The organism is Enterobacter sp. CM29 (genome assembly GCF_013179605.1).
GTDB lineage: Bacteria > Pseudomonadota > Gammaproteobacteria > Enterobacterales > Enterobacteriaceae > Enterobacter > Enterobacter intestinihominis.
The window spans coordinates 1-18768 of sequence record NZ_JABMCU010000081.1 but is presented as its reverse complement, the minus strand read 5'-3'; the positions used below and the strand labels follow the sequence as shown (position 1 = coordinate 18768).

Sequence of the window (18768 nt, the reverse complement as noted above, 5' to 3'; positions counted from 1 at the left end):
GCTATAATACCTGCCACTTGTTTACCATCCATTTTAAAGGACACCGACATGAGCTTACTCAACGTCCCTGCGGGTAAAGAACTGCCAGAAGACATCTACGTTGTGATCGAAATCCCGGCCAACGCAGATCCAATCAAATACGAAATCGACAAAGACACCGGTGCGCTGTTCGTTGACCGTTTCATGTCTACCGCCATGTTCTATCCGTGCAACTACGGCTACATCAACCACACTCTGTCTCTGGACGGTGATCCGGTTGACGTACTGGTCCCAACGCCATACCCATTGCAGCCAGGCTCCGTCATTCGCTGCCGTCCTGTTGGCGTGCTGAAAATGACCGACGAAGCGGGTGAAGATGCGAAACTGGTTGCCGTACCGCACACCAAACTGAGCAAAGAATACGATCACATTAAAGATGTGAACGACCTGCCAGAGCTGCTGAAAGCGCAGATCGCCCACTTCTTCGAGCACTACAAAGATCTCGAAAAAGGCAAATGGGTTAAAGTTGAAGGCTGGGATAACGCAGAAGCGGCGAAAGCAGAAATCATCGCCTCTTTCGAACGTGCAGCTAAGAAGTAATTCTTACTGCTGATACTAAGCCCCGCGCGTCGGGGCTTTTTTTTTCTCTGGTTAAAAGCCCTACAGATGATTTTTAAGAAGAATCTCATTCATTTTGGGCGAGGCATTCAAAAATGAAAAAAATATCCCTATTAATTATGGTGGGAGTAGTTGAATAGCTTGGCTGTTCACAACATACTGTCATGATGAACATTAATCCCCATTTATTATTGGATTCATATGTCATCCATTAACATTGATGTAGCCCGCCCAACTGGAATTTATTTTATTATTGAAAGGCTGTATTCCCGCGATGGCCTTATGCCTTCCTTTGGAGAAATAAGCCCCTCTTTAACGCAGGTGCACCGTACTGTCATTCAGCTAAAACGTAAGCAAGACATGTTCATGGATGGGGTTAAAGTTACCCCAAAAGATATTACCCTTTGGCAACAGATAAAATACCTTACGGGTTCAAAAGTCACGACTAAAGATACAGATACGCTAGTGTATACAACCGATTTTATCGGCTCCCTTGTTGCCACAACGCCGTTAGGCAATATTGAACTTGAGAATATTCCTCGGTTCCTCACTACAGAGTCTATCCACTCCCTGCCACAGGCGGTGAGTTATGGTCGAGATCCCATTCCACATGTTCTCCTTTATGGTCGTAAGGATATTATCTTTTTTATGGATAATGGTGGAAAAGGTACACCAACCGCTATTGCAAAATATAACCATAATACGCGTGATCTTGCCATAATCAAAGATCAGCTAGAAGCCAGTAAGACAATGAAAGAGCTGCTCTCAAAAGGAGCAAAACTATGAGTAAAAAAAGTCATTTAGTAAGTTTAACCATCCTTATCATTGCCGCGTTTATCTTCGGCAGAAGCACGTATATTGAATACCTGGCATGGTATTATGGGACCAATGATTTAATATTTAACGAAACAACCCCCTCATTAGTATCCAGTTTATTTAACGGGCTCTACTTCGCCCTTTCAGCATGTATTATTTACGTGTTACTCATTATATTAAAGAGAATCCCCAAAAATATTGTAGTTTCATGTCTGCTTCAGTTCTGTATTAATATTGGGCTATATACTCTTTTTGTTGCAGTAGATAGAGGTTATAGTAAATTGCATACTTTAGGCTCTGGTGCTACTGACATCACCCACAGCTATTTTTTAGGGGCGTTGCTGACGAGCACTCTCCTGACCGTCGCGATCGTGAGCGTAATACATGCTAAGTTTCTTTCTTCAAAGCATAAAGATGGGCTACATAAAGGCGTTTGATTGCTATGGCAAAGACAGCAAAGGGCAGTATCTCTGCATCATGACGTTCCAGCTTGCCTGGTTTATGTTTTACTTATGGATCCCTTATCGAAGCGATTATGCGATTCTGCTGTTTTTACTGTTCTTTCTGCCCGTCATTTCAAGCAATACGCGGTGCATAAACTACTATGGCCGTTCACGCTCCTTGTGTTTGTTATGGCTTATCGCCCCGTACATCATGCTGTTCATTCCTTTGTTTTTAACCCGGCGCAAGGATACAGAACAAAGCTGATTGAACAAAAAACAACGCCACCTTACGGTGGCGTTGTCGTTTTTCAGAACTGGTCTCTGTCTAACCAGTTACCGCTTTCAATCAGCGTTAACCCGTCGACCGAACGTTGGTACACGTACATCCATGCACTGCCGTAAGGCGTCTGGATCAACTGGCGAGCGTATTCACCGCCCCTGGTGCGCAAGGCATCAAGTTCGGCCAGCGTAGCATTATCAATACGATAAACTTCACCCTGTACCGTTCCGTTCCCCGGAACCGCGCCTGGATAGTGGCCCAGACTGTACAGCTGATAGTTTTCGATTGTGTAATTTCCCAGCAACTGGGCGTTGGTCATCCAGTGGCTGTTGCCTTGCTTGGTTCGTAAACTGCCGTAAACAAATATTCGCATTGCTAAAACTCAAACTGATAGAGCAGATCAAGTGCCTGGTCTACGCCGGACACTGCTTCCAGATATAGCTTAGGCATCAGGCGGTAACGTAACGTGAGTGTAGCCAGTGAGTCAAAGATCCCCACGCCATATTTTACCTGTAGACCCGGCAGTACATAGCCGCTGACCACTACCTGCGAAGAGTCACCCACGCCCTGAGTGTCCAGCGCCAGATTGCTTACGCCAAACGTCTCGCCGATTTTACCCACAACCTGACCACTTTGTGCAACCCCCAGACCGACTAACATTGACGTCATTGCCGCACCATCGCCCTGCTGGCTATCCAGACCCTGTCCGCGCAGCAGGTAAGAGAGCGCTTCCTGTTGCGACATGGCCGGGTCAGAGAAGATCTCTGCCTTAGGTTCGTCGGCAGAGCCCGTCACGCGCACGCCCGCAATCACATCATCTTCGGTGGCTTCCGGGTTACGGATCGCTTCGATATTCAGGACCGGCTGATCCGGTGGACCGGAGAACAGCAGCTCACCTTTACGCACAATCAAATCCTGACCGTAGGCATGGAAGCGCCCTTCAGGAATATTGATTTGTCCATTGAGGCCAAGCCCCTGTTGATCCTGCGCCACCTTCAGGTCACCCGTGAGTCTCGCCTTCAGCCCAAACGCGTCCAAACGCACGTTATTTCCCACGTGCACAATAAGATTACTATTGATCGGTATGCCAGCGCTCTTCTGTTCAACAGGTTTCAGATTTTCATTGAGCATAACTTCATCACTGGAGACGCCAACCGCGCTTTCCGGCACTTCGTGAACCACGATGCGCGCCCAGGGCACGTCGACGCGGCCGTCCAGGGTGAAGAGACTCGGCGTTGCCTCAAAGACCACGTCTGGCGACACGTCCAGGCGCACCATCGGCGGTACCGTGATACGCACCCTGCTGCCCTTGGCCGCAATACGGGCGCGCCAGTTGTCGAGCTGGCTCCAGTCTGCGTCACCAGTCAGGTTGATTTGTCCCTGCTGTGTCAGCACTGAGCCACTGAGGGTTGAGCTTTGGCCGTTAAAGTTCATCGTCAGCTGGCTTGGCTGCATATCGAACGGCATAAAGTTACCGTCAATGTCCACGCCATTTAACCGCATTTGGCCAAACAGCTGCGGGCTTTGCGCATCCCCCGCCAGACGCAGGTTGGCGCTGAGCATCCCCGCCGCCTTTTCTCCCCGCGAGAAAATCGGATTCACCATCGCCAGGTTGAAGTTGCGAATATTGACGTTGCCGCCGAGATTGCGCCGCCCTTGCGGATCGGTAATTTGCACCTGTCCGTCAAGCTGACCGTTGTTGGTCAGACGAATAAGCCATCCCAGTTCCGCACGATTGTTACGCAGGTCAGCGTTCACATTCAGGGTGTCGAACGCCACCGGCAGCGGCGCGTCATTGACCTCCTGCGTCACCTTCACGTTACGCCCGGAGAGGGTAACGCTGCCCTGCGGCAGTCCCTCTTTGGTGGTGTCCCACGCGACGTCCGCTTTACCGCTGAAGACCCCGCTGGCCTGGGTGGTTTCCGGCATAAACGGTTTCAGCATCGCCAGGTCAAAACGGTTGAGGTTGATCTGCGCGCGTCCTTCCGCGCCCGCATCAATGGTCTGCGGCACGCACAGCTCAGCATTCGGGTTGGTCCAGCAGTGTGGCCCAATGCTGATCTTTTGCTCCGCATTGCGGTAGTCCAGCGCGATGGATCGGGACAGCACCAGCGGGCCGACCGGCGTGCTGAAGCGGGTGTTATCCAGCACGCCCTTCCAGCGCGTTGCCTGGCGGTCAAAACTGCCCGTCAGGTGCAGCTGCCCGGAGACCGGCTCGCCCTGCACGCGCAGCTGGAGATCGTGCTGCTTTTCGTTACCTTTTGCCGCCAGCGTGACCAGACTGATGTTCACGTCCGGCTGGGAGATACGCTCCACGCGCAGGTCCAGGTTTCCGCCGATCTGATCGGTGGATTTCACATCCCCTTCGACGCGCACGCGGGCAATGGAAAGTTCCTGCCAGCGCAGGTTATTGGCGGTGATGTCCGCCAGCAGCTGCGGCGCCTCCACTGTACCGCGAACCTTCACTAACCCCTTCGCCGTCCCGCCAAGACCCGGCAGGGCGTTATCGAGATTTGGCGCGTCGATGGTGGCATCCAGATCGAGATCTTTCACCCCCAGCTCGCCTTTGATATCTGCCGTGTTGCGGCCCAGCGCCACGTGCAGGCCCGGGATCACCCACTGGAGATAGCTGTTGCCCTTAAGCGAGCCCTCTACGTTGACTTTGTTCTGCTTCACATTACCGGTGAGCTTGAGTTCCGGCACGTCCATCTGCCAGGTGCCACCGTACAGGCTACCGCGGGTTTTGATCAGACCATTCAGTTTTGACGGCCAGTCCGGGACTTCTTTAGCGGTGTTGATCCCGGTCAGCTTCAGCTCGCCGCGCCAGCTGATCGCCTGCTGCCAGTCGAGCAGCGCGGTCAGCTCGGTTTTCCCTTCCAGCGCCGCCACGGTCAGCTTGTCGAGGTTAACCTGCAACTCGTTACCCTTCGCATCCAGAGTAATATCGGCGGGCGGTACCCCCTGCCCCCTCACTGCCGTGCGGAACGACAGCGTGTAGTCGGTCATTTTGCCACTCAGCTTCAGCTTTAGATCGTCGGCCTGGAACTGCTTTTCACCGGTGAACGGCCAGTAAAGCTGCTTGCTGACAATCTCAAGGTTGAGCGGTAGACCGGCCTCTGCCAGCTGGGTTTGCCCGCGCAGTACCATATCCACAGGGCCGGAGAGGTTCACGCCGAACTCCAGCTTCTCGCGCAGCGCGCCGCCGACTTTCACCTTCACCTTCTCGCCTTTCAGCGGATCGATGTTCAGGGCGCTGTTAAGGGTAATATCTACCGGCCAGTTATCGCGCAGCAGCGCATTGCCTGAGGCGTTTACCGACCCCTGGTTGGTATCGATATCCAGCGCGTCGAGCTTCATGTTGCCCTCGATACTGCTGACTTTAAGCAGCATGTTGAAGACCGTCAGATCGGTATCGCCGGTCAGACGCAACTGCTCGCCTTTAAACTCTTCAATATTGAGGTTCAGCGGCAGATGCACGTCGGTCATCTCCGGCAGAACCGGTTTCGAGAAGAGATCTTTCAGCGTTTCACCCAGCGGTTTTTCTTCCGGCTGCGGGTTCTGGATCTTCGGCTCGACGATCTCTTCCTGCGCCACGTCGGCCACCTTCGGCAGCGCAATCAGCAGCCCTTGCAGGGAGGTTGGGGTCAGGGTGAGGTTTTTCTCCTGCCAGCGCAGACCGGAGGTGAAATCCATCACGGATACCGTCGTGTCGTCGATTTTGATATTGACGTTATCCAGCGCGACCCGGTAGAGCGCAATCGGGTACGGCGTGGAGAGATTCAGCGGGCCGCTGTCCTCTTCCTCGACAGGCTCAGACTTCGGCATTTTTTTGGAGTCTATCGCCACGTTCACATCTTTTAGCGACAGATCGTTTACGCAAAGCTGGCTGTCCCGCAGGCAGCCGAGCTTTACCGCCAGATGAAATTCGCCCGCGTTCACCGCCACGCCGGGCTGTTCATAACGAATATTCTTCAGGCGCAGATCGCGCCAGCCGCCCATCACCTGGCCGATTTCCAGCCCTGGCACCCAGCGGTTCGCGGCGTTAAACAGCAGATGCAGGCCCGTGGTGGTACCCACCAGAAATGCCACCGTGCCGAGCAGTAATACGATAAAAATCAGCACTCCGAGGCTTATCTTCTTCCATAAACTCATAATTCAGGCCCCAGACCGATGTAAAACTGTAAACCGTGTTCTTCTTTGTCGCCCACCGGAACGGCGAAATCGAGCTTGATCGGCCCGACCGGTGACTGCCAGCGCACGCCCACACCCGCGCCGGTTTTGAAATCGCTGCGGCGGATGTCGTTCACCGCCTCGCCGCTGTCGACAAACATGGCGCCCCACCATTTGCCGCTGACGTTGTACTGATACTCCAGCGAGCCGGTCGCCAGTTTAGAGGCCCCGGTCAATTGGCCTTTCTCGTTTTCAGGTGAGATCGATTTGTACTTATATCCGCGAATGCTGCGGTCGCCCCCGGCGAAGAAACGCAGATCTGGCGGAACGCGTTCGAAGTCACCGGTTTCGATCCAGCCCAGGTTGCCGCGAACCACAAAGCGGTGCTTGTCGTAGAGGGTACGGATCCAGACGTTTTGCGCCTGCACGACGGAGAAATCCACGTCTGAGCCCCAGGCGGAGTTGGAATAATCGATGGAGTAGCGCTGTGAATCGCCCCAGGTCGGCATCAGGCCACCGCGCGAGCGGGTACGGCTGATCATCACGCCCGGATAAAGCAGCATGGTGGTGTTGGTGACGTTTGCCTGAGTAAAGTGGTCAAGGCTCCAGCGCAGGTTAATGGCGCGCTGCCAGCCGCTGGAGAGATCCCAGAAGCGTGATACCGCAAGCGTCGTCGAATCCTGTTCGGTATCGTTCAAATCGGTACGCTTAAAGCCGCCCTGCACGAGGTAGTATTGCTCAAGCGGATTTTTCAGCAGCGGCATTTTATAGCTGAAGTCCAGCTGCTGTTCAGGCGCAGACAGGCTGAGGCTGGTGGTCAGGCTGTGACCGTAGGAGTTCATCCACGGTTTTTTCCACGAGGCTTTCACGCGCGGGCCGACGTCCGTGGAGTAGCCGACACCGGTCTCAATGGTGTTCTCGGTGCGCGGTGAGACCACGCCATGCAGCGGTAACACTTTCGTTTTACGGGATTTATCAAATTGCGGTGCCACCACCACGGAGTTAAACCAGCCGGTGGCAGATAAACGACGGTTCAGCTCGCCCAGGTCGCTGGACTGGTAGTAGTCGCCCTTTTTGAACGGCACCAGGTTTTGCAGATACTCATCACGGATTTGCGATCCCTCAAAGGTTACATCGCCAAACCGATAGCGCTCGCCGCTGTCGTAATCGATATCCCAGAATGCCTGACGTCGTTCAAGCGCAACGCCCAGCTGGCTTTTGTTGAACTGGCTGTCAAAGTAGCCTTTGCGCAGCGAAACGCTGGTTAAGGATTTTTTAAAGCGATCGTAATCCCCGTGATTAAGCACGGTGCCCACTTTCGGGCGGTTGCTGAGCAGATCCAGGTAGTCACGATCCGTGCGTGCACCGCCGCGCAGCACCACGTTCGTGCCGCCAATCAGGACGGGTTCTCCCGGCGAGACGCGGGCAATCAACACCTGACGTCCTTTAGCCGGCGGCGGCCGTAAATCGAAATCAATGGTGGGTTCGTAGTACCCCAACGCCTTTAAGCCTTCGCGAATGGCGTCATCCACGCGCGCGCGAAAACGCCGATCCGGCGTGACTTCATCGCTCTGGATGGTGGAAAGCTGCGCACGCACGTTTTTTTCCAGCGCCCCGGATAACCCCTCAACCTGCAAACGGACATTCGCCGCGCTGGCAATCCCGCTTGTCAGCATTAAACTGACTAAACATAACTGGCGGATCTTTGTCACGTTTTCTCCTGAATATCCCTGTTTCCACCCTGGAAGCAAATGCAGTGCCGCTCCGCGGCAAAATACGGCCTGAAAGCCAAAAACCCAAATTACGGGTTGAAAAAGGGCCTAACACCCAAATATTTCTTATGATTAAATCTAGACTCATTCATCGCATTTATTGTGTTCAATTAAACGCTTCGTGACAACCTTAACCGAAACAACGCTACCCCGGAGGCCCCACCGTGAGTTTATTTGATAAAAAGCATCTGGTATCACAAGCCGATGCGTTACCGGGACGCAACACCCCTATGCCAGTGGCGACATTACACGCCGTAAACAACCATTCAATGACAAACGTTCCTGATGGAATGGAGATCGCCCTGTTTGCCATGGGCTGCTTCTGGGGCGTAGAACGCCTGTTCTGGCAACTGCCGGGCGTGTACAGCACCGCTGCGGGCTACACCGGAGGATATACGCCTAACCCAACCTACCGCGAAGTCTGTTCCGGTGAGACCGGTCATGCTGAAGCGGTGCGTGTGGTGTATGACCCGAGCGTCATCAGCTATGAACAGTTGCTCCAGGTGTTCTGGGAAAACCATGACCCGGCGCAGGGCATGCGTCAGGGTAACGATCACGGCACCCAATACCGCTCGGCCATCTATCCGCTCACCCCTGAGCAGGAGGCTGCGGCCCACGCCAGCCTGACGCGTTTCCAGGAAGCGATGCAGGCAGCCGGTGATAAACGTCAGGTCACGACGGAAATCGCTACTGCGAAACCGTTCTACTATGCCGAAGACGACCACCAGCAGTACCTGCATAAAAATCCGTACGGCTACTGCGGCATTGGCGGCATCGGCGTCTGTCTGCCTCCACAGCAGGACTGATTACTGCATCAGCGCCACGCGAGCCGCGTGGCGCGCCTGTAAGCAAAAGTGTCAGTTCATTACTTAACCACTCACTGCCTTTTCATCCGGCCACTTTTTGCCGAAAACGTGACCTCTGGCAGATTTACACGCCTTTACGCTATACTACCGCTGAAATAATCGGCTCAACGCTACGAGCTGAGTTCAATGTGTCTTCACACGAATGGTATCAACTCCCCTTCTGAGGATCTGGCGAGAAGCCGGATAAACTATGTTAAACAGTATTTTAGTAATACTTTGTCTTATTGCCGTCAGTGCATTTTTCTCGATATCGGAGATCTCGCTGGCTGCCTCCCGTAAAATCAAACTGAAGCTGCTTGCCGACGAGGGCAACATCAACGCATCACGCATTCTGAAAATGCAGGAAAACCCAGGCATGTTCTTTACCGTGGTGCAGATTGGCCTGAACGCGGTCGCCATTCTTGGCGGTATCGTGGGTGATGCAGCATTTTCTCCGGCGTTTTATAGCCTGTTTGTAAAGTACATGTCCGCAGAGCTGGCCGAGCAGTTGAGCTTCATCCTCTCCTTCTCGCTGGTCACCGGTTTGTTCATTCTATTCGCGGACCTGACCCCGAAACGCATCGGTATGATTGCGCCAGAAGCTGTGGCTTTGCGTATCATCAACCCGATGCGCTTCTGCCTGTATGTCTTCCGTCCGCTGGTGTGGTTCTTCAACGGCCTGGCGAACGTCATTTTCCGCATCTTCAAGCTGCCGATGGTGCGTAAAGACGACATCACCTCCGACGATATTTATGCGGTGGTGGAAGCCGGGGCGCTGGCAGGCGTGCTGCGCAAGCAGGAGCACGAGCTGATCGAGAACGTTTTCGAACTGGAATCCCGTACCGTGCCGTCCTCCATGACCGGCCGTGAGAACATCATCTGGTTCGATCTGCATGAAGACGAGCAGAGCCTGAAGACCAAAGTGGCGCAGCATCCGCACTCCAAGTTCCTGGTCTGTAACGAAGATATCGACCATATCATCGGCTATGTGGACTCCAAAGACCTGCTGAACCGCGTGCTGGCAAACCAGAGCCTGGCACTGAACAGCGGCGTGCAGATCCGTAACACCCTGATTGTGCCGGACACCCTGACGCTCTCCGAAGCGCTGGAAAGTTTCAAAACCGCCGGTGAAGACTTCGCGGTGATCATGAACGAATATGCGCTGGTGGTGGGCATTATCACCCTCAACGACGTCATGACGACGCTGATGGGCGACCTGGTCGGCCAGGGGCTGGAAGAGCAAATTGTGCAGCGTGATGAGAACTCATGGCTGATCGATGGTGGTACGCCGATTGAAGATGTCATGCGCGTGCTCGACATCGACGAGTTCCCGCAGTCCGGAAACTACGAGACCATCGGCGGCTTTATGATGTTTATGCTGCGTAAGATCCCGAAACGTACCGACTCGGTGAAATTCTCTGGCTTCAAGTTTGAAGTGGTGGATATTGATAACTACCGCATCGACCAGCTGCTGGTAACGCGCATTGATAGTAAACCGACCGTGCTGGTACCGAAGCTGCCAGACGCGGAAGATAAGGTGTCAGCGTAATTTATGAAGGGCAGCGGTGAGCTGCCCTTTTTGTTTTAAAACGGAAGCTGCCGTTTATGTAATTTAAATAATTTTTAAGTCCTTAGAAGGGGGACGAATTGAGATAAATAAAGGCAGAGCCTGCGATATTATTAAATTTAAAAATATCCCCGCTTACTTTAAGAAAAATCGTTCTGTCTTCAATGCTAACTTTCACGCCAGGATCGGTGGTGACAAGGAAAGGTTCATAACCATTTTTAATGTCTTCTAAAAAAACCTCATCGGTCTTTTGTGCCGTGTAAAGATAATATTTATATACGAAAGAAGTCGTCGCACCCGCGCTGCTTTCCGTGATATACAACATAGACTTATCAGCTACGGCATGCCGATAAACTATAGTCTTCTCAAGGTAAAAAAAGTCACCAAGCATGCGCCAAATCCCATATCCTATGGTAGCTAACATAAATAACACAAATATATTCTTATTTTTAAAAACCAGATCTCGATGCATAATTATTCCATTTATTTTCCATGCGTAACGGCTTCCCTTCTCAGCCAACAGTTAAAGCTGACCTCTTTACAACTCGCTTATAAAAAGCATAGGGGTATTGTTTATGCCATGGATAATAAGACCACTAGTGATCCAAGTTTTTAATGTTTTATATCAATTTTTAGCACTGAAAAAGATTTTAAGAAAAACTTCATCAATTCATGGTTATGCACGTTAATACAAATAACGCCATGTTAAAACTATCTGCTTCAGGGTATGTCTCTGGACTGGCCCTACAAACATCAACGGCTCCCATCGGGAGCCGTCTTTTTAACTACTACTGCATAGCACGTTGGTTAAGCCATCTCAGTTTGCAGACGCATAACCTGACGGTTGACTTCGGACATCACAGACAAGTGCTGTTTGTCCTTCACTTTCGGGATAAGGATTTTGCCCTTATCGAACTCAAAAGCGCCAACATCCTTGATATACAACCGTCCACGGAACAGGATCTTCACGTACTTCGCCACCTGAAGCGGGTTGTAGCGTTGGAAAATTTTCATTCTTGTATCTCCTGCGAATCATACGCCCTTGCGGTGCCACAATCGGCCCGACTGTCCTGAGCGCAAATTTTGATGCCCAATGACTATAGACCAGAACCTCGTACTTACCCAGTGTGCATAAGTTTATTTACCGTTTGATTACAATTATTCAGAATAATCTTTGCAAAGCGTGATACAGAGCAGTATATGCCGTCGTTTTTGCGTTGATATGTGCGTTCGCCCGCAAACTGGCATCGGGATTGCGGGAAAAGCCCATTGATCGCACTTATGATTAAAAGCGCATGACCAAGTGGTCGGATCACCTGCTCACAATAAGGAAACACCATGACCCTACGTAACCTCCTGGCAGCAGCTTGCCTGTTGCTGCCGCTGATGGCTTCCGCACACAACCTTGAAAAAGGACAACGTGTCCCGCCGGTCGGCATTGCTGACCGGGGAGAATTGATTCTCGACAATGATAAGTTTAGCTATAAAGCCTGGAATAGCGCGCAGCTTGCGGGCAAAGTGAGAGTTGTACAGCATATTGCCGGACGTACATCCGCTAAAGAGAAAAACGCCACCCTCGTGGAAGCGATCAAGGCCGCAAAACTCCCGCACGATCGCTACCAGACCACCACCATCGTGAATACCGACGACGCGATTCCCGGCTCCGGGATGTTTGTGCGCTCAAGCCTTGAGAGCAATAAGAAGCTCTATCCCTGGTCGCAGTTTATTGTCGACAGCAACGGCGTGACGCGTAAGGCGTGGCAGCTGGAAGAAGAGAGTTCAGCGATTGTTGTGCTGGACAAAAACGGTCGCGTACAGTGGGTTAAAGACGGTGCGCTGACGCAGGATGAGGTGCAGCAGGTAGTAGCCCTGCTGCATAAGCTACTGGCTCAGTAAAGTGACACCCTGAAGCCAGGGTTGAGGAATGACTCGCGCGGGGTGTAGTCCAGTGGCTTACCCTGCCAGTCATGCACATGCGCGCCTGCGGCCGCAGCCACCGCATGCCCTGCCGCCGTATCCCAGACGTTCGTCGGCCCGAAACGGGGGTACAACTGCGCCTGCCCTTCCGCCACCAGACAGAACTTCAGCGACGAGCCGATCGACGTCGTCTGGTGTTCCCCCAGCTGTTGCAGGTACTCCTCCAGCTCGCTGTCGCTGTGCGAGCGGCTGATCACCACCAGCGGAGGACGGGCATCTCGCACCTGGATCTGCTTACGCACGCCGCACTCTTCCTTCCAGGCTTTACCTTCCGCCGCGCTGTACATCACCTTCATCACCGGGGCATAAACCACGCCAAGCACCGCCTTTCCTTTTTCAATCAGGGCGATATTCACGGTAAATTCACCGTTACGCTTGATGAACTCTTTCGTGCCGTCCAGCGGGTCCACCAGCCAGTAACGCTGCCAGTGCTGACGTTCGTCCCAGCCCTGGGGCGCTTCTTCAGAAAGGACCGGAATATCCGGCGTCAGGGTCTGCAAACCTTTCAGGATCACCGTATGCGCCGCGATATCCGCCGCTGTCACCGGGGAGTCGTCCGCTTTGCTGACAACATCCATCGGTTTCGCACCGTCGTACACCTGCATAATGGCATCACCCGCATCCCGTGCGAGCTGACAAATTTGATCTAACATTCTCCACCTCTTCGTTAACGCAGTGGGCATAACTTATTGTTTTAGTTATATCGTAATGTGAACAATTCCGCTATCTGTGAAGCAATTCTGGTTTCAGCGTTCTTTTTTCTGGCAGCATTCACACTTCTGTAAGCAACAAATACTACATACATACTCTTTTGTGGCTTGGATCGAAAAAAGGACTCCTCAGATGATTAAGTTTAGCGCAACGCTCCTGGCAACGCTGATTGCGGCAAGCGTTCAGGCAGCGACGGTGGATCTCCGCATTCTGGAAACCACCGATCTGCACGGCAACATGATGGACTTCGATTACTACAAAGATACGCCTGTCGAAAAATTCGGACTGGTACGTACGGCAAGTTTGATCAACGCCGCCCGCGGTGAAGTGAAAAACAGCGTGCTGGTCGATAACGGGGACTTAATTCAGGGCAGCCCGCTCAGCGACTACATGGCGGCGAAAGGGCTGAAGAAAGGCGAGATCCATCCTGTTTATAAGGCAATGAATACGCTGGACTATGCCGTCGGCAACCTGGGCAACCACGAATTTAACTACGGCCTGAAATACCTGCACGATGCGCTGGCAGGAGCAAAATTCCCGTACGTTAATGCCAATATCATCGACGTTAAGACGAAAAAGCCGCTCTTTACCCCTTACCTGATTAAAGAGACCGAGGTTGTCGACAAGGATGGTAAAAAACAGACGCTGAAAATCGGCTATATCGGCTTTGTGCCGCCGCAGATCATGACGTGGGATAAAGCCAACCTCGACGGGAAAGTAACCGTCAACGACATTACCGAAACGGCGCGCAAATACGTGCCGGAGATGCGGGCGAAAGGCGCAGATGTGGTGGTCGTTGTGGCCCACTCTGGCCTCTCGGCCGACCCGTATCAGGCGATGGCTGAGAACTCCGTGTATTACCTCAGCCAGGTACCGGGCGTGGATGCGATCCTGTTTGGTCACGCCCACGCCGTCTTCCCGGGCAAAGATTTCGCCAGTATCAAAGGCGCGGACATCGAAAAAGGGACGCTCAACGGTGTGCCATCGGTGATGCCGGGCATGTGGGGCGACCACCTTGGCGTGGTAGATCTGGTGCTGAATAACGACAGCGGGAGCTGGAAAGTCACGCAGTCGAAAGCGGAAGCGCGTCCGATTTATGATGCCGCGGCAAAAAAATCCCTGGCCGAAGAAGATAAAAAGCTGGTCGACGTCCTGAAGCATGACCACGACGCAACGCGTGAATTTGTCAGCAAGCCGATCGGTAAATCGGCTGATAACATGTACAGCTTCCTCGCGCTGGTACAGGATGACCCGACCGTGCAGGTAGTCAACATGGCGCAGAAAGCCTATGCCGAGCACTATATTCAGGGCGATCCGGATCTGGCCAATCTGCCGGTTCTGTCTGCCGCGGCGCCATTCAAAGTGGGCGGGCGTAAGAACGATCCGGCCAGCTACGTTGAGGTGGAAAAAGGCCAGCTGACCTTCCGTAATGCCGCCGATCTCTACCTCTATCCCAACACCCTCGTGGTGGTGAAAGCCACCGGGAAAGAAGTGAAGGAGTGGCTGGAGTGCTCTGCCGGACAGTTCAACCAGATCGATCCGCACAGCAGCAAACCGCAGTCGCTGATAAACTGGGACGGTTTCCGCACCTACAACTTCGACGTGATCGACGGCGTGGAATATCAGATTGATGTAACCCAGCCCGCGAAATATGACGGCGAATGTCAGGCCATTAATCCGCAGGCAGAACGCATTAAACACCTGACCTTCAACGGCAAAGCGATTGATCCGAATGCCACTTTCCTGGTGGTGACCAACAACTACCGCGCCTATGGCGGTAAGTTTGCCGGTACGGGTGACAGCCACATCGCCTTTGCCTCACCGGATGAGAACCGTTCGGTGCTGGCGGCGTGGATTAGCGCGGAGTCGAAAAAAGCGGGTGAAATTCATCCGGCGGTGGATAACAACTGGCGTCTGGCACCGATCCACAGCGACACGACGCTGGATATTCGCTTTGAGACATCACCGTCCGATAAAGCAGCCGCGTTTATCAAGGATAAGGCACAGTATCCGATGAAACAGGTCGCGACGGATGATATTGGGTTCGCGATTTATCAGGTGGATTTGAGCAGGTAGCGATGATTGTGCCGGGTGGCGCTTGCGCTTGCCCGGCCTACGGGATCGAGGATTGCGGGTAGGCCGGGTAAGGCGAAGCCGCCACCCGGCATTTCATGCCGCACGATCGTCCCGATTCGCCATCACCTTCGGCGTATTCACCTCAATCCAGTCAGCCAGCGCGGCCACCTTCTCGCTCACCTCCAGCCCCATCGGCGTCAGGCTATATTCCACGTGCGGCGGCACAACCGGATAAGAAACGCGATCGACAAACCCGTCCTGCTCCAGCGCCTGAAGCGATTGGGCCAGCATCTTCTCGCTCACACCGCCCAGCTTGCGGCGCAGATCGCTAAAACGATGCGTCCCCTGACGTAACGCCACCAGGATCAGCACGCCCCAGCGGCTGGTAACATGTTTGAGCACTTCCCGTGACGGGCACTGTTCTGCGAAGAGATTGCCATCGCGCATTTGCTCGCTGAGCGTCGGTATCGGTGTTTTCATACTTACCTTTTTGTGCGTACTTACTAAAAGTTAGTTATGGTGATAGTGTGCCACAACACCAGACAAACACGAAGGAGATTCATCATGATCGCAATTACCGGCGCAACCGGCCAGCTTGGCCAACACGTTATTGAAGAACTGCTGAAAACCGTTCCGGCCAGCCAGATCGTGGCTATTGTGCGTAACCCGGCAAAAGCCGACGCCTTAAGCCAGCGGGGAATTGTGGTACGTCAGGCGGACTATACCGACCAGGCCGCGTTCACCACCGCCCTGAACGGCGTGGATAAGCTGCTGCTTATCTCCTCCAGCGAAGTGGGCCAGCGCGCCGCACAGCATCAGAACGTGATTAACGCCGCCAAAGCCGCCGGGGTGAAACTTATTGCCTACACCAGCCTGCTGCATGCGGATACCTCCCCGCTGGGTCTGCACGTTGAGCACGTCGAAACCGAAAATGCACTGGCGGCTTCAGGCGTGCCTTACGCCCTGCTGCGCAACGGCTGGTACACCGAAAACTACCTGGCAAGCGCGCCGCCAGCGCTGGAACACGGCGTATTCATAGGTGCCGCAGGCGAAGGCAAAATTGCCTCTGCGACCCGTGCGGATTACGCGGCGGCTGCGGCAAAAGTGATTTCTGAAGAGGGTCACGCCGGCAAGGTGTATGAACTGGCAGGTGACAATGCCTGGACGCTGAGCGAACTGGCTGCGGAGCTTAGCAAGCAGAGCGGTAAGCCGGTAACGTATCAGAACCTCAGCGAAGCCGATTATGCCGCCGCACTGAAAGGCGTTGGTCTGCCTGCCGGGCTGGCGGAGATGCTGGCGGATTCCGATACCGGCGCGTCCAAAGGCGGCCTGTTTGACGACAGCCGTACCCTGAGCAAACTGATTGGCCGTCCGACCACGCCGCTGGCGGAGAGCATCAAAGCCATTCTGTAATTGTTAAGAATTGGTTATTTTTTGTGGCATCCCTTCGGGTCATCTCGGATAATGAAGCGATGACCCACAAGGAGGCTCACCGTGCAAGGCGTACCGGAACAGTTTACTGATGAGAGAGACAGCGCGCGCTTTCGCCATCTGGCGCAGTTGCCGGGTCTGGAGCTATATCACGCGCATATTGCTGACTACGCCTTTGAGCCTCACACGCATGAAGCCTTCGGTATCGGCACCATTGAAACCGGCGCCGAACGCTTCCGTTACCGCGGAACCCAACACTTAGCCGCTGAAAAATCGGTCGTGACCATGAACCCGGACGAGATCCACACGGGCGAATCCGCCACCGAAGGCGGCTGGCGCTACCGGATGGTCTATATCGAACCCGACCTGCTGGAAGAAGTCACCGGCCTTCGCCACTGGTGGTTTAGCGACGTGACCCGCCACGACCCGCTGCGCTCGCAGCAAATTGGCCAGCTGATTTACGGCCTTTGGCATACGAACGATGCGCTGGAACAAAAAGGGTTGCTGCTGGATCTGATTGAGACGTTCCAGCCGCTGGCCCGTCACGCGCCGGTAGCCCGGGAGGGCGCGCACCGCTTCGAGCGCGTTCGCGACTATCTGCACGACAACTATATGCGCGCGCTCACCCTGGACGAACTGGCGAGCGTCGTGTCGCTCAGCCCGTACCATTTCCAGCGCCAGTTTAAGGCCCATTTTCACGTCACCCCACACCAGATGCTGATGGCCATCCGGCTGTGGCGCGCCAAAGCATTCCTCACCCACGGCATGCCTGCCGCCGAGGTGGCCGCCGCAACGGGGCTGACCGATCAGTCTCACCTGACCCGCGCCTTTACCCGCCGCTACGGCATTACGCCCGTGCGTTACCAGAAGCAGGTTTCGCCGCGCTTAACGGCTCAGGGCTTTATTGCACGTTAAATACTGTGCTTAGATTATTTATCAGTTATTGCAGCGATACACTGTACCGCTTAGCGTGACGTTAGTTTGTTGGCTGGAACCTGAGCCGAAGTAGGCGCTCCCGGTCTGCCCTGCTCGCTGCGTAAGAATAACGACAACGTTACCCCCCATACTGTAAGCCTGGTTTTTTAAATCATTACGTGCGCCAGTCTCAAGATTAGAGTTTGACGTCCATCCACCCGTGAAGAAGTTTCCCTGGCTGCCCGTCACTTCCCCCAGGAATGTACAATTGCCGGTTGGTTCAGTATTAGTAATACGTACCCGTTCAGCGCCCTGGTTCAAGTTATTTGCTGAGCATGCGGTTAACGCCATACTGAATAATACTATCGCTCTTTTTTTCATGTCTTTATTTTATCCCTTTGAAATAAAATGAGTTATCAGGCATTTTTGTTATACACGCGCGATCACTCAAATAGCGTATCAATAATAGAGTAATGTTACATTCAACTCAAGAATTATAATTCCTCATCTAAAGCCGGTCACAAATAAAACCGGTTTTTGCCGGGCTAAATCCTGAGCACGATAATGGTCTTCGCTTTCATTGATTTCTTCATTACTCCTGTTTCCAAAGATCGCGCTTGGGTTTACAACCATTAGTGCAAACACCGCCATTAAGCAGACTAAAAATAGTTTTATCACAATTATTACATTAACGTTCGATCGTAAGACAAACATAATCGCCAGCTCGCTGTGGCTATTAATATGGTGCAGATAAAAAATGAAAAACCATCAAAAACGCTTACCACGCCTGAAATAATCTAGTAGCCTGCTGCCTTATTGGCAGCCTTAATTCTTTTGGATCGCGAGTCTTTCTCATATTTATCTTTCTCCTCTAACACACTTCCAACCGCATCAATCCATGAATTAGCCGTACAGCCGGTAAAAAGCGTTATTGAAAGCAGCAGTAGCGCATTTTTTAAAAAATGTAATTTCATTTGTTTTCCTGTCAACATCGAACTGGCTGTATTTTATTTTACCAGCCGAATGGATAACATCAGCGTTGGCGACAATGTACGTAGGAAAAGTCCCACAATCCTGCGTGGAGAGTTGCGTGTTACGGAAATCAGTCAGTGACGATAAAAAGAGGAAAAACCTTACACGTGAAAGCGAAAAGGGACACCTCGTTCTG

At 53.0% G+C, this 18768-nt stretch carries 18 protein-coding genes; 9 read left to right on the top strand and 9 right to left on the bottom strand.

The window, feature by feature from the left end:
• Positions 1-48: 48 nt before the first annotated feature.
• The 3 genes from ppa (at position 49) to HP459_RS12045 (ending at position 1850) form a co-directional block, all read left to right on the top strand.
• Positions 49-579, top strand: a complete 531-nt coding sequence (gene ppa / locus HP459_RS12055; protein ID WP_006810347.1) for an inorganic diphosphatase — start codon at positions 49-51, stop codon at positions 577-579.
• A gap of 219 nt (positions 580-798) precedes the next feature.
• Positions 799-1383, top strand: a complete 585-nt coding sequence (locus tag HP459_RS12050) for a hypothetical protein (protein ID WP_063146638.1) — start codon at positions 799-801, stop codon at positions 1381-1383.
• On the top strand, positions 1380-1850 hold the full coding sequence (locus HP459_RS12045) for a hypothetical protein (protein ID WP_063146639.1): 471 nt from the start codon (positions 1380-1382) through the stop codon (positions 1848-1850). The genes HP459_RS12050 and HP459_RS12045 overlap by 4 nt, the downstream gene beginning before the upstream one ends.
• Before the next feature lie 314 nt (positions 1851-2164).
• Here HP459_RS12045 and HP459_RS12040 read toward each other — a convergent pair whose 3' ends face one another.
• From HP459_RS12040 to tamA, 3 genes are read right to left on the bottom strand one after another with little or no spacing between them, the layout of a single operon-like run.
• On the bottom strand, positions 2165-2509 hold the full coding sequence (locus tag HP459_RS12040) for a gamma-glutamylcyclotransferase (RefSeq protein ID WP_045307822.1): 345 nt from the start codon (positions 2507-2509) through the stop codon (positions 2165-2167).
• 2 nt (positions 2510-2511) lie between these two features.
• On the bottom strand, positions 2512-6288 hold the full coding sequence (gene tamB / locus HP459_RS12035; protein ID WP_171936247.1) for an autotransporter assembly complex protein TamB: 3777 nt from the start codon (positions 6286-6288) through the stop codon (positions 2512-2514).
• Positions 6285-8018 (bottom strand): autotransporter assembly complex protein TamA, encoded by a 1734-nt coding sequence (gene tamA / locus HP459_RS12030; RefSeq protein WP_022646850.1) that lies wholly within the window; start codon positions 8016-8018, stop codon positions 6285-6287. The genes tamB and tamA overlap by 4 nt, the downstream gene beginning before the upstream one ends.
• A 224-nt stretch (positions 8019-8242) precedes the next feature.
• On the opposite strand from tamA, the gene msrA reads away from it, so the two are divergent.
• Complete coding sequence (gene msrA / locus HP459_RS12025) at positions 8243-8884, top strand: peptide-methionine (S)-S-oxide reductase MsrA (RefSeq protein ID WP_003856057.1); 642 nt, start codon at positions 8243-8245, stop codon at positions 8882-8884.
• A 250-nt stretch (positions 8885-9134) separates the two neighbouring features.
• The gene (locus tag HP459_RS12020; protein WP_022646849.1) at positions 9135-10472 is read left to right on the top strand and encodes a hemolysin family protein; all 1338 of its coding nucleotides are present in this window, start codon (positions 9135-9137) and stop codon (positions 10470-10472) included.
• Between the two features lie 82 nt (positions 10473-10554).
• On the opposite strand, the gene HP459_RS12015 is transcribed toward HP459_RS12020, so the two are convergent.
• Positions 10555-10962 carry a hypothetical protein gene (locus tag HP459_RS12015; protein ID WP_171936246.1) on the bottom strand — a complete coding sequence of 136 codons (408 nt, stop codon included), beginning with the start codon at positions 10960-10962 and terminating at the stop codon, positions 10555-10557.
• A 335-nt stretch (positions 10963-11297) separates the two neighbouring features.
• Positions 11298-11504, bottom strand: coding sequence for a DUF1107 domain-containing protein (locus HP459_RS12010; protein WP_003856054.1), 207 nt, complete (start codon positions 11502-11504; stop codon positions 11298-11300).
• A gap of 324 nt (positions 11505-11828) precedes the next feature.
• Between HP459_RS12010 and HP459_RS12005 the strand changes: the two genes are divergently transcribed.
• The gene (locus tag HP459_RS12005) at positions 11829-12386 is read left to right on the top strand and encodes a YtfJ family protein (RefSeq protein ID WP_171936245.1); all 558 of its coding nucleotides are present in this window, start codon (positions 11829-11831) and stop codon (positions 12384-12386) included.
• Here HP459_RS12005 and cysQ read toward each other — a convergent pair.
• Entirely contained in the window at positions 12380-13120 is a 741-nt protein-coding gene (gene cysQ, locus HP459_RS12000) for a 3'(2'),5'-bisphosphate nucleotidase CysQ (protein ID WP_022646848.1), read from the bottom strand. The two genes, HP459_RS12005 and cysQ, sit on opposite strands and share 7 nt — an antisense overlap.
• 190 nt (positions 13121-13310) lie before the next feature.
• Between cysQ and HP459_RS11995 the strand changes: the two genes are divergently transcribed.
• A complete protein-coding gene (locus HP459_RS11995; protein ID WP_171936244.1) occupies positions 13311-15254 on the top strand; it encodes a bifunctional 2',3'-cyclic-nucleotide 2'-phosphodiesterase/3'-nucleotidase in 1944 nt (647 codons plus the stop codon).
• A 93-nt stretch (positions 15255-15347) separates the two neighbouring features.
• On the opposite strand, the gene HP459_RS11990 is transcribed toward HP459_RS11995, so the two are convergent.
• Positions 15348-15734 (bottom strand): helix-turn-helix domain-containing protein, encoded by a 387-nt coding sequence (locus HP459_RS11990; protein WP_022646846.1) that lies wholly within the window; start codon positions 15732-15734, stop codon positions 15348-15350.
• Positions 15735-15818: 84 nt separating this feature from the next.
• Between HP459_RS11990 and HP459_RS11985 the strand changes: the two genes are divergently transcribed.
• Together HP459_RS11985 and HP459_RS11980 are read left to right on the top strand one after the other, a co-directional pair.
• Entirely contained in the window at positions 15819-16667 is an 849-nt protein-coding gene (locus HP459_RS11985; protein ID WP_022646845.1) for an SDR family oxidoreductase, read from the top strand.
• A gap of 81 nt (positions 16668-16748) precedes the next feature.
• On the top strand, positions 16749-17600 hold the full coding sequence (locus tag HP459_RS11980) for an AraC family transcriptional regulator (RefSeq protein ID WP_171936243.1): 852 nt from the start codon (positions 16749-16751) through the stop codon (positions 17598-17600).
• A gap of 21 nt (positions 17601-17621) precedes the next feature.
• On the opposite strand, the gene HP459_RS11975 is transcribed toward HP459_RS11980, so the two are convergent.
• Both HP459_RS11975 and HP459_RS11970 read right to left on the bottom strand, forming a co-directional pair.
• The gene (locus HP459_RS11975) at positions 17622-17981 is read right to left on the bottom strand and encodes a DUF4156 domain-containing protein (protein ID WP_023305310.1); all 360 of its coding nucleotides are present in this window, start codon (positions 17979-17981) and stop codon (positions 17622-17624) included.
• Positions 17982-18397: 416 nt separating this feature from the next.
• A complete protein-coding gene (locus HP459_RS11970; RefSeq protein WP_023305308.1) occupies positions 18398-18574 on the bottom strand; it encodes a hypothetical protein in 177 nt (58 codons plus the stop codon).
• Positions 18575-18768: the final 194 nt, after the last annotated feature.

What these genes read in the sequence shown, in the direction of transcription:
- tamB (WP_171936247.1), bottom strand. Translation starts at nt 6,288, where the DNA reads ATGAGTTTATGGAAGAAGATAAGCCTCGGAGTGCTGATTTTTATCGTA.
- ppa (WP_006810347.1), top strand. Translation starts at nt 49, where the DNA reads ATGAGCTTACTCAACGTCCCTGCGGGTAAAGAACTGCCAGAAGACATC.
- HP459_RS11975 (WP_023305310.1), bottom strand. Translation starts at nt 17,981, where the DNA reads ATGAAAAAAAGAGCGATAGTATTATTCAGTATGGCGTTAACCGCATGC.
- cysQ (WP_022646848.1), bottom strand. Translation starts at nt 13,120, where the DNA reads ATGTTAGATCAAATTTGTCAGCTCGCACGGGATGCGGGTGATGCCATT.
- HP459_RS12020 (WP_022646849.1), top strand. Translation starts at nt 9,135, where the DNA reads ATGTTAAACAGTATTTTAGTAATACTTTGTCTTATTGCCGTCAGTGCA.
- HP459_RS11970 (WP_023305308.1), bottom strand. Translation starts at nt 18,574, where the DNA reads ATGAAATTACATTTTTTAAAAAATGCGCTACTGCTGCTTTCAATAACG.
- HP459_RS11990 (WP_022646846.1), bottom strand. Translation starts at nt 15,734, where the DNA reads ATGAAAACACCGATACCGACGCTCAGCGAGCAAATGCGCGATGGCAAT.
- HP459_RS11995 (WP_171936244.1), top strand. Translation starts at nt 13,311, where the DNA reads ATGATTAAGTTTAGCGCAACGCTCCTGGCAACGCTGATTGCGGCAAGC.
- HP459_RS12040 (WP_045307822.1), bottom strand. Translation starts at nt 2,509, where the DNA reads ATGCGAATATTTGTTTACGGCAGTTTACGAACCAAGCAAGGCAACAGC.
- HP459_RS12015 (WP_171936246.1), bottom strand. Translation starts at nt 10,962, where the DNA reads ATGCATCGAGATCTGGTTTTTAAAAATAAGAATATATTTGTGTTATTT.
- HP459_RS12010 (WP_003856054.1), bottom strand. Translation starts at nt 11,504, where the DNA reads ATGAAAATTTTCCAACGCTACAACCCGCTTCAGGTGGCGAAGTACGTG.
- HP459_RS12050 (WP_063146638.1), top strand. Translation starts at nt 799, where the DNA reads ATGTCATCCATTAACATTGATGTAGCCCGCCCAACTGGAATTTATTTT.
- HP459_RS11985 (WP_022646845.1), top strand. Translation starts at nt 15,819, where the DNA reads ATGATCGCAATTACCGGCGCAACCGGCCAGCTTGGCCAACACGTTATT.
- HP459_RS12045 (WP_063146639.1), top strand. Translation starts at nt 1,380, where the DNA reads ATGAGTAAAAAAAGTCATTTAGTAAGTTTAACCATCCTTATCATTGCC.
- HP459_RS12005 (WP_171936245.1), top strand. Translation starts at nt 11,829, where the DNA reads ATGACCCTACGTAACCTCCTGGCAGCAGCTTGCCTGTTGCTGCCGCTG.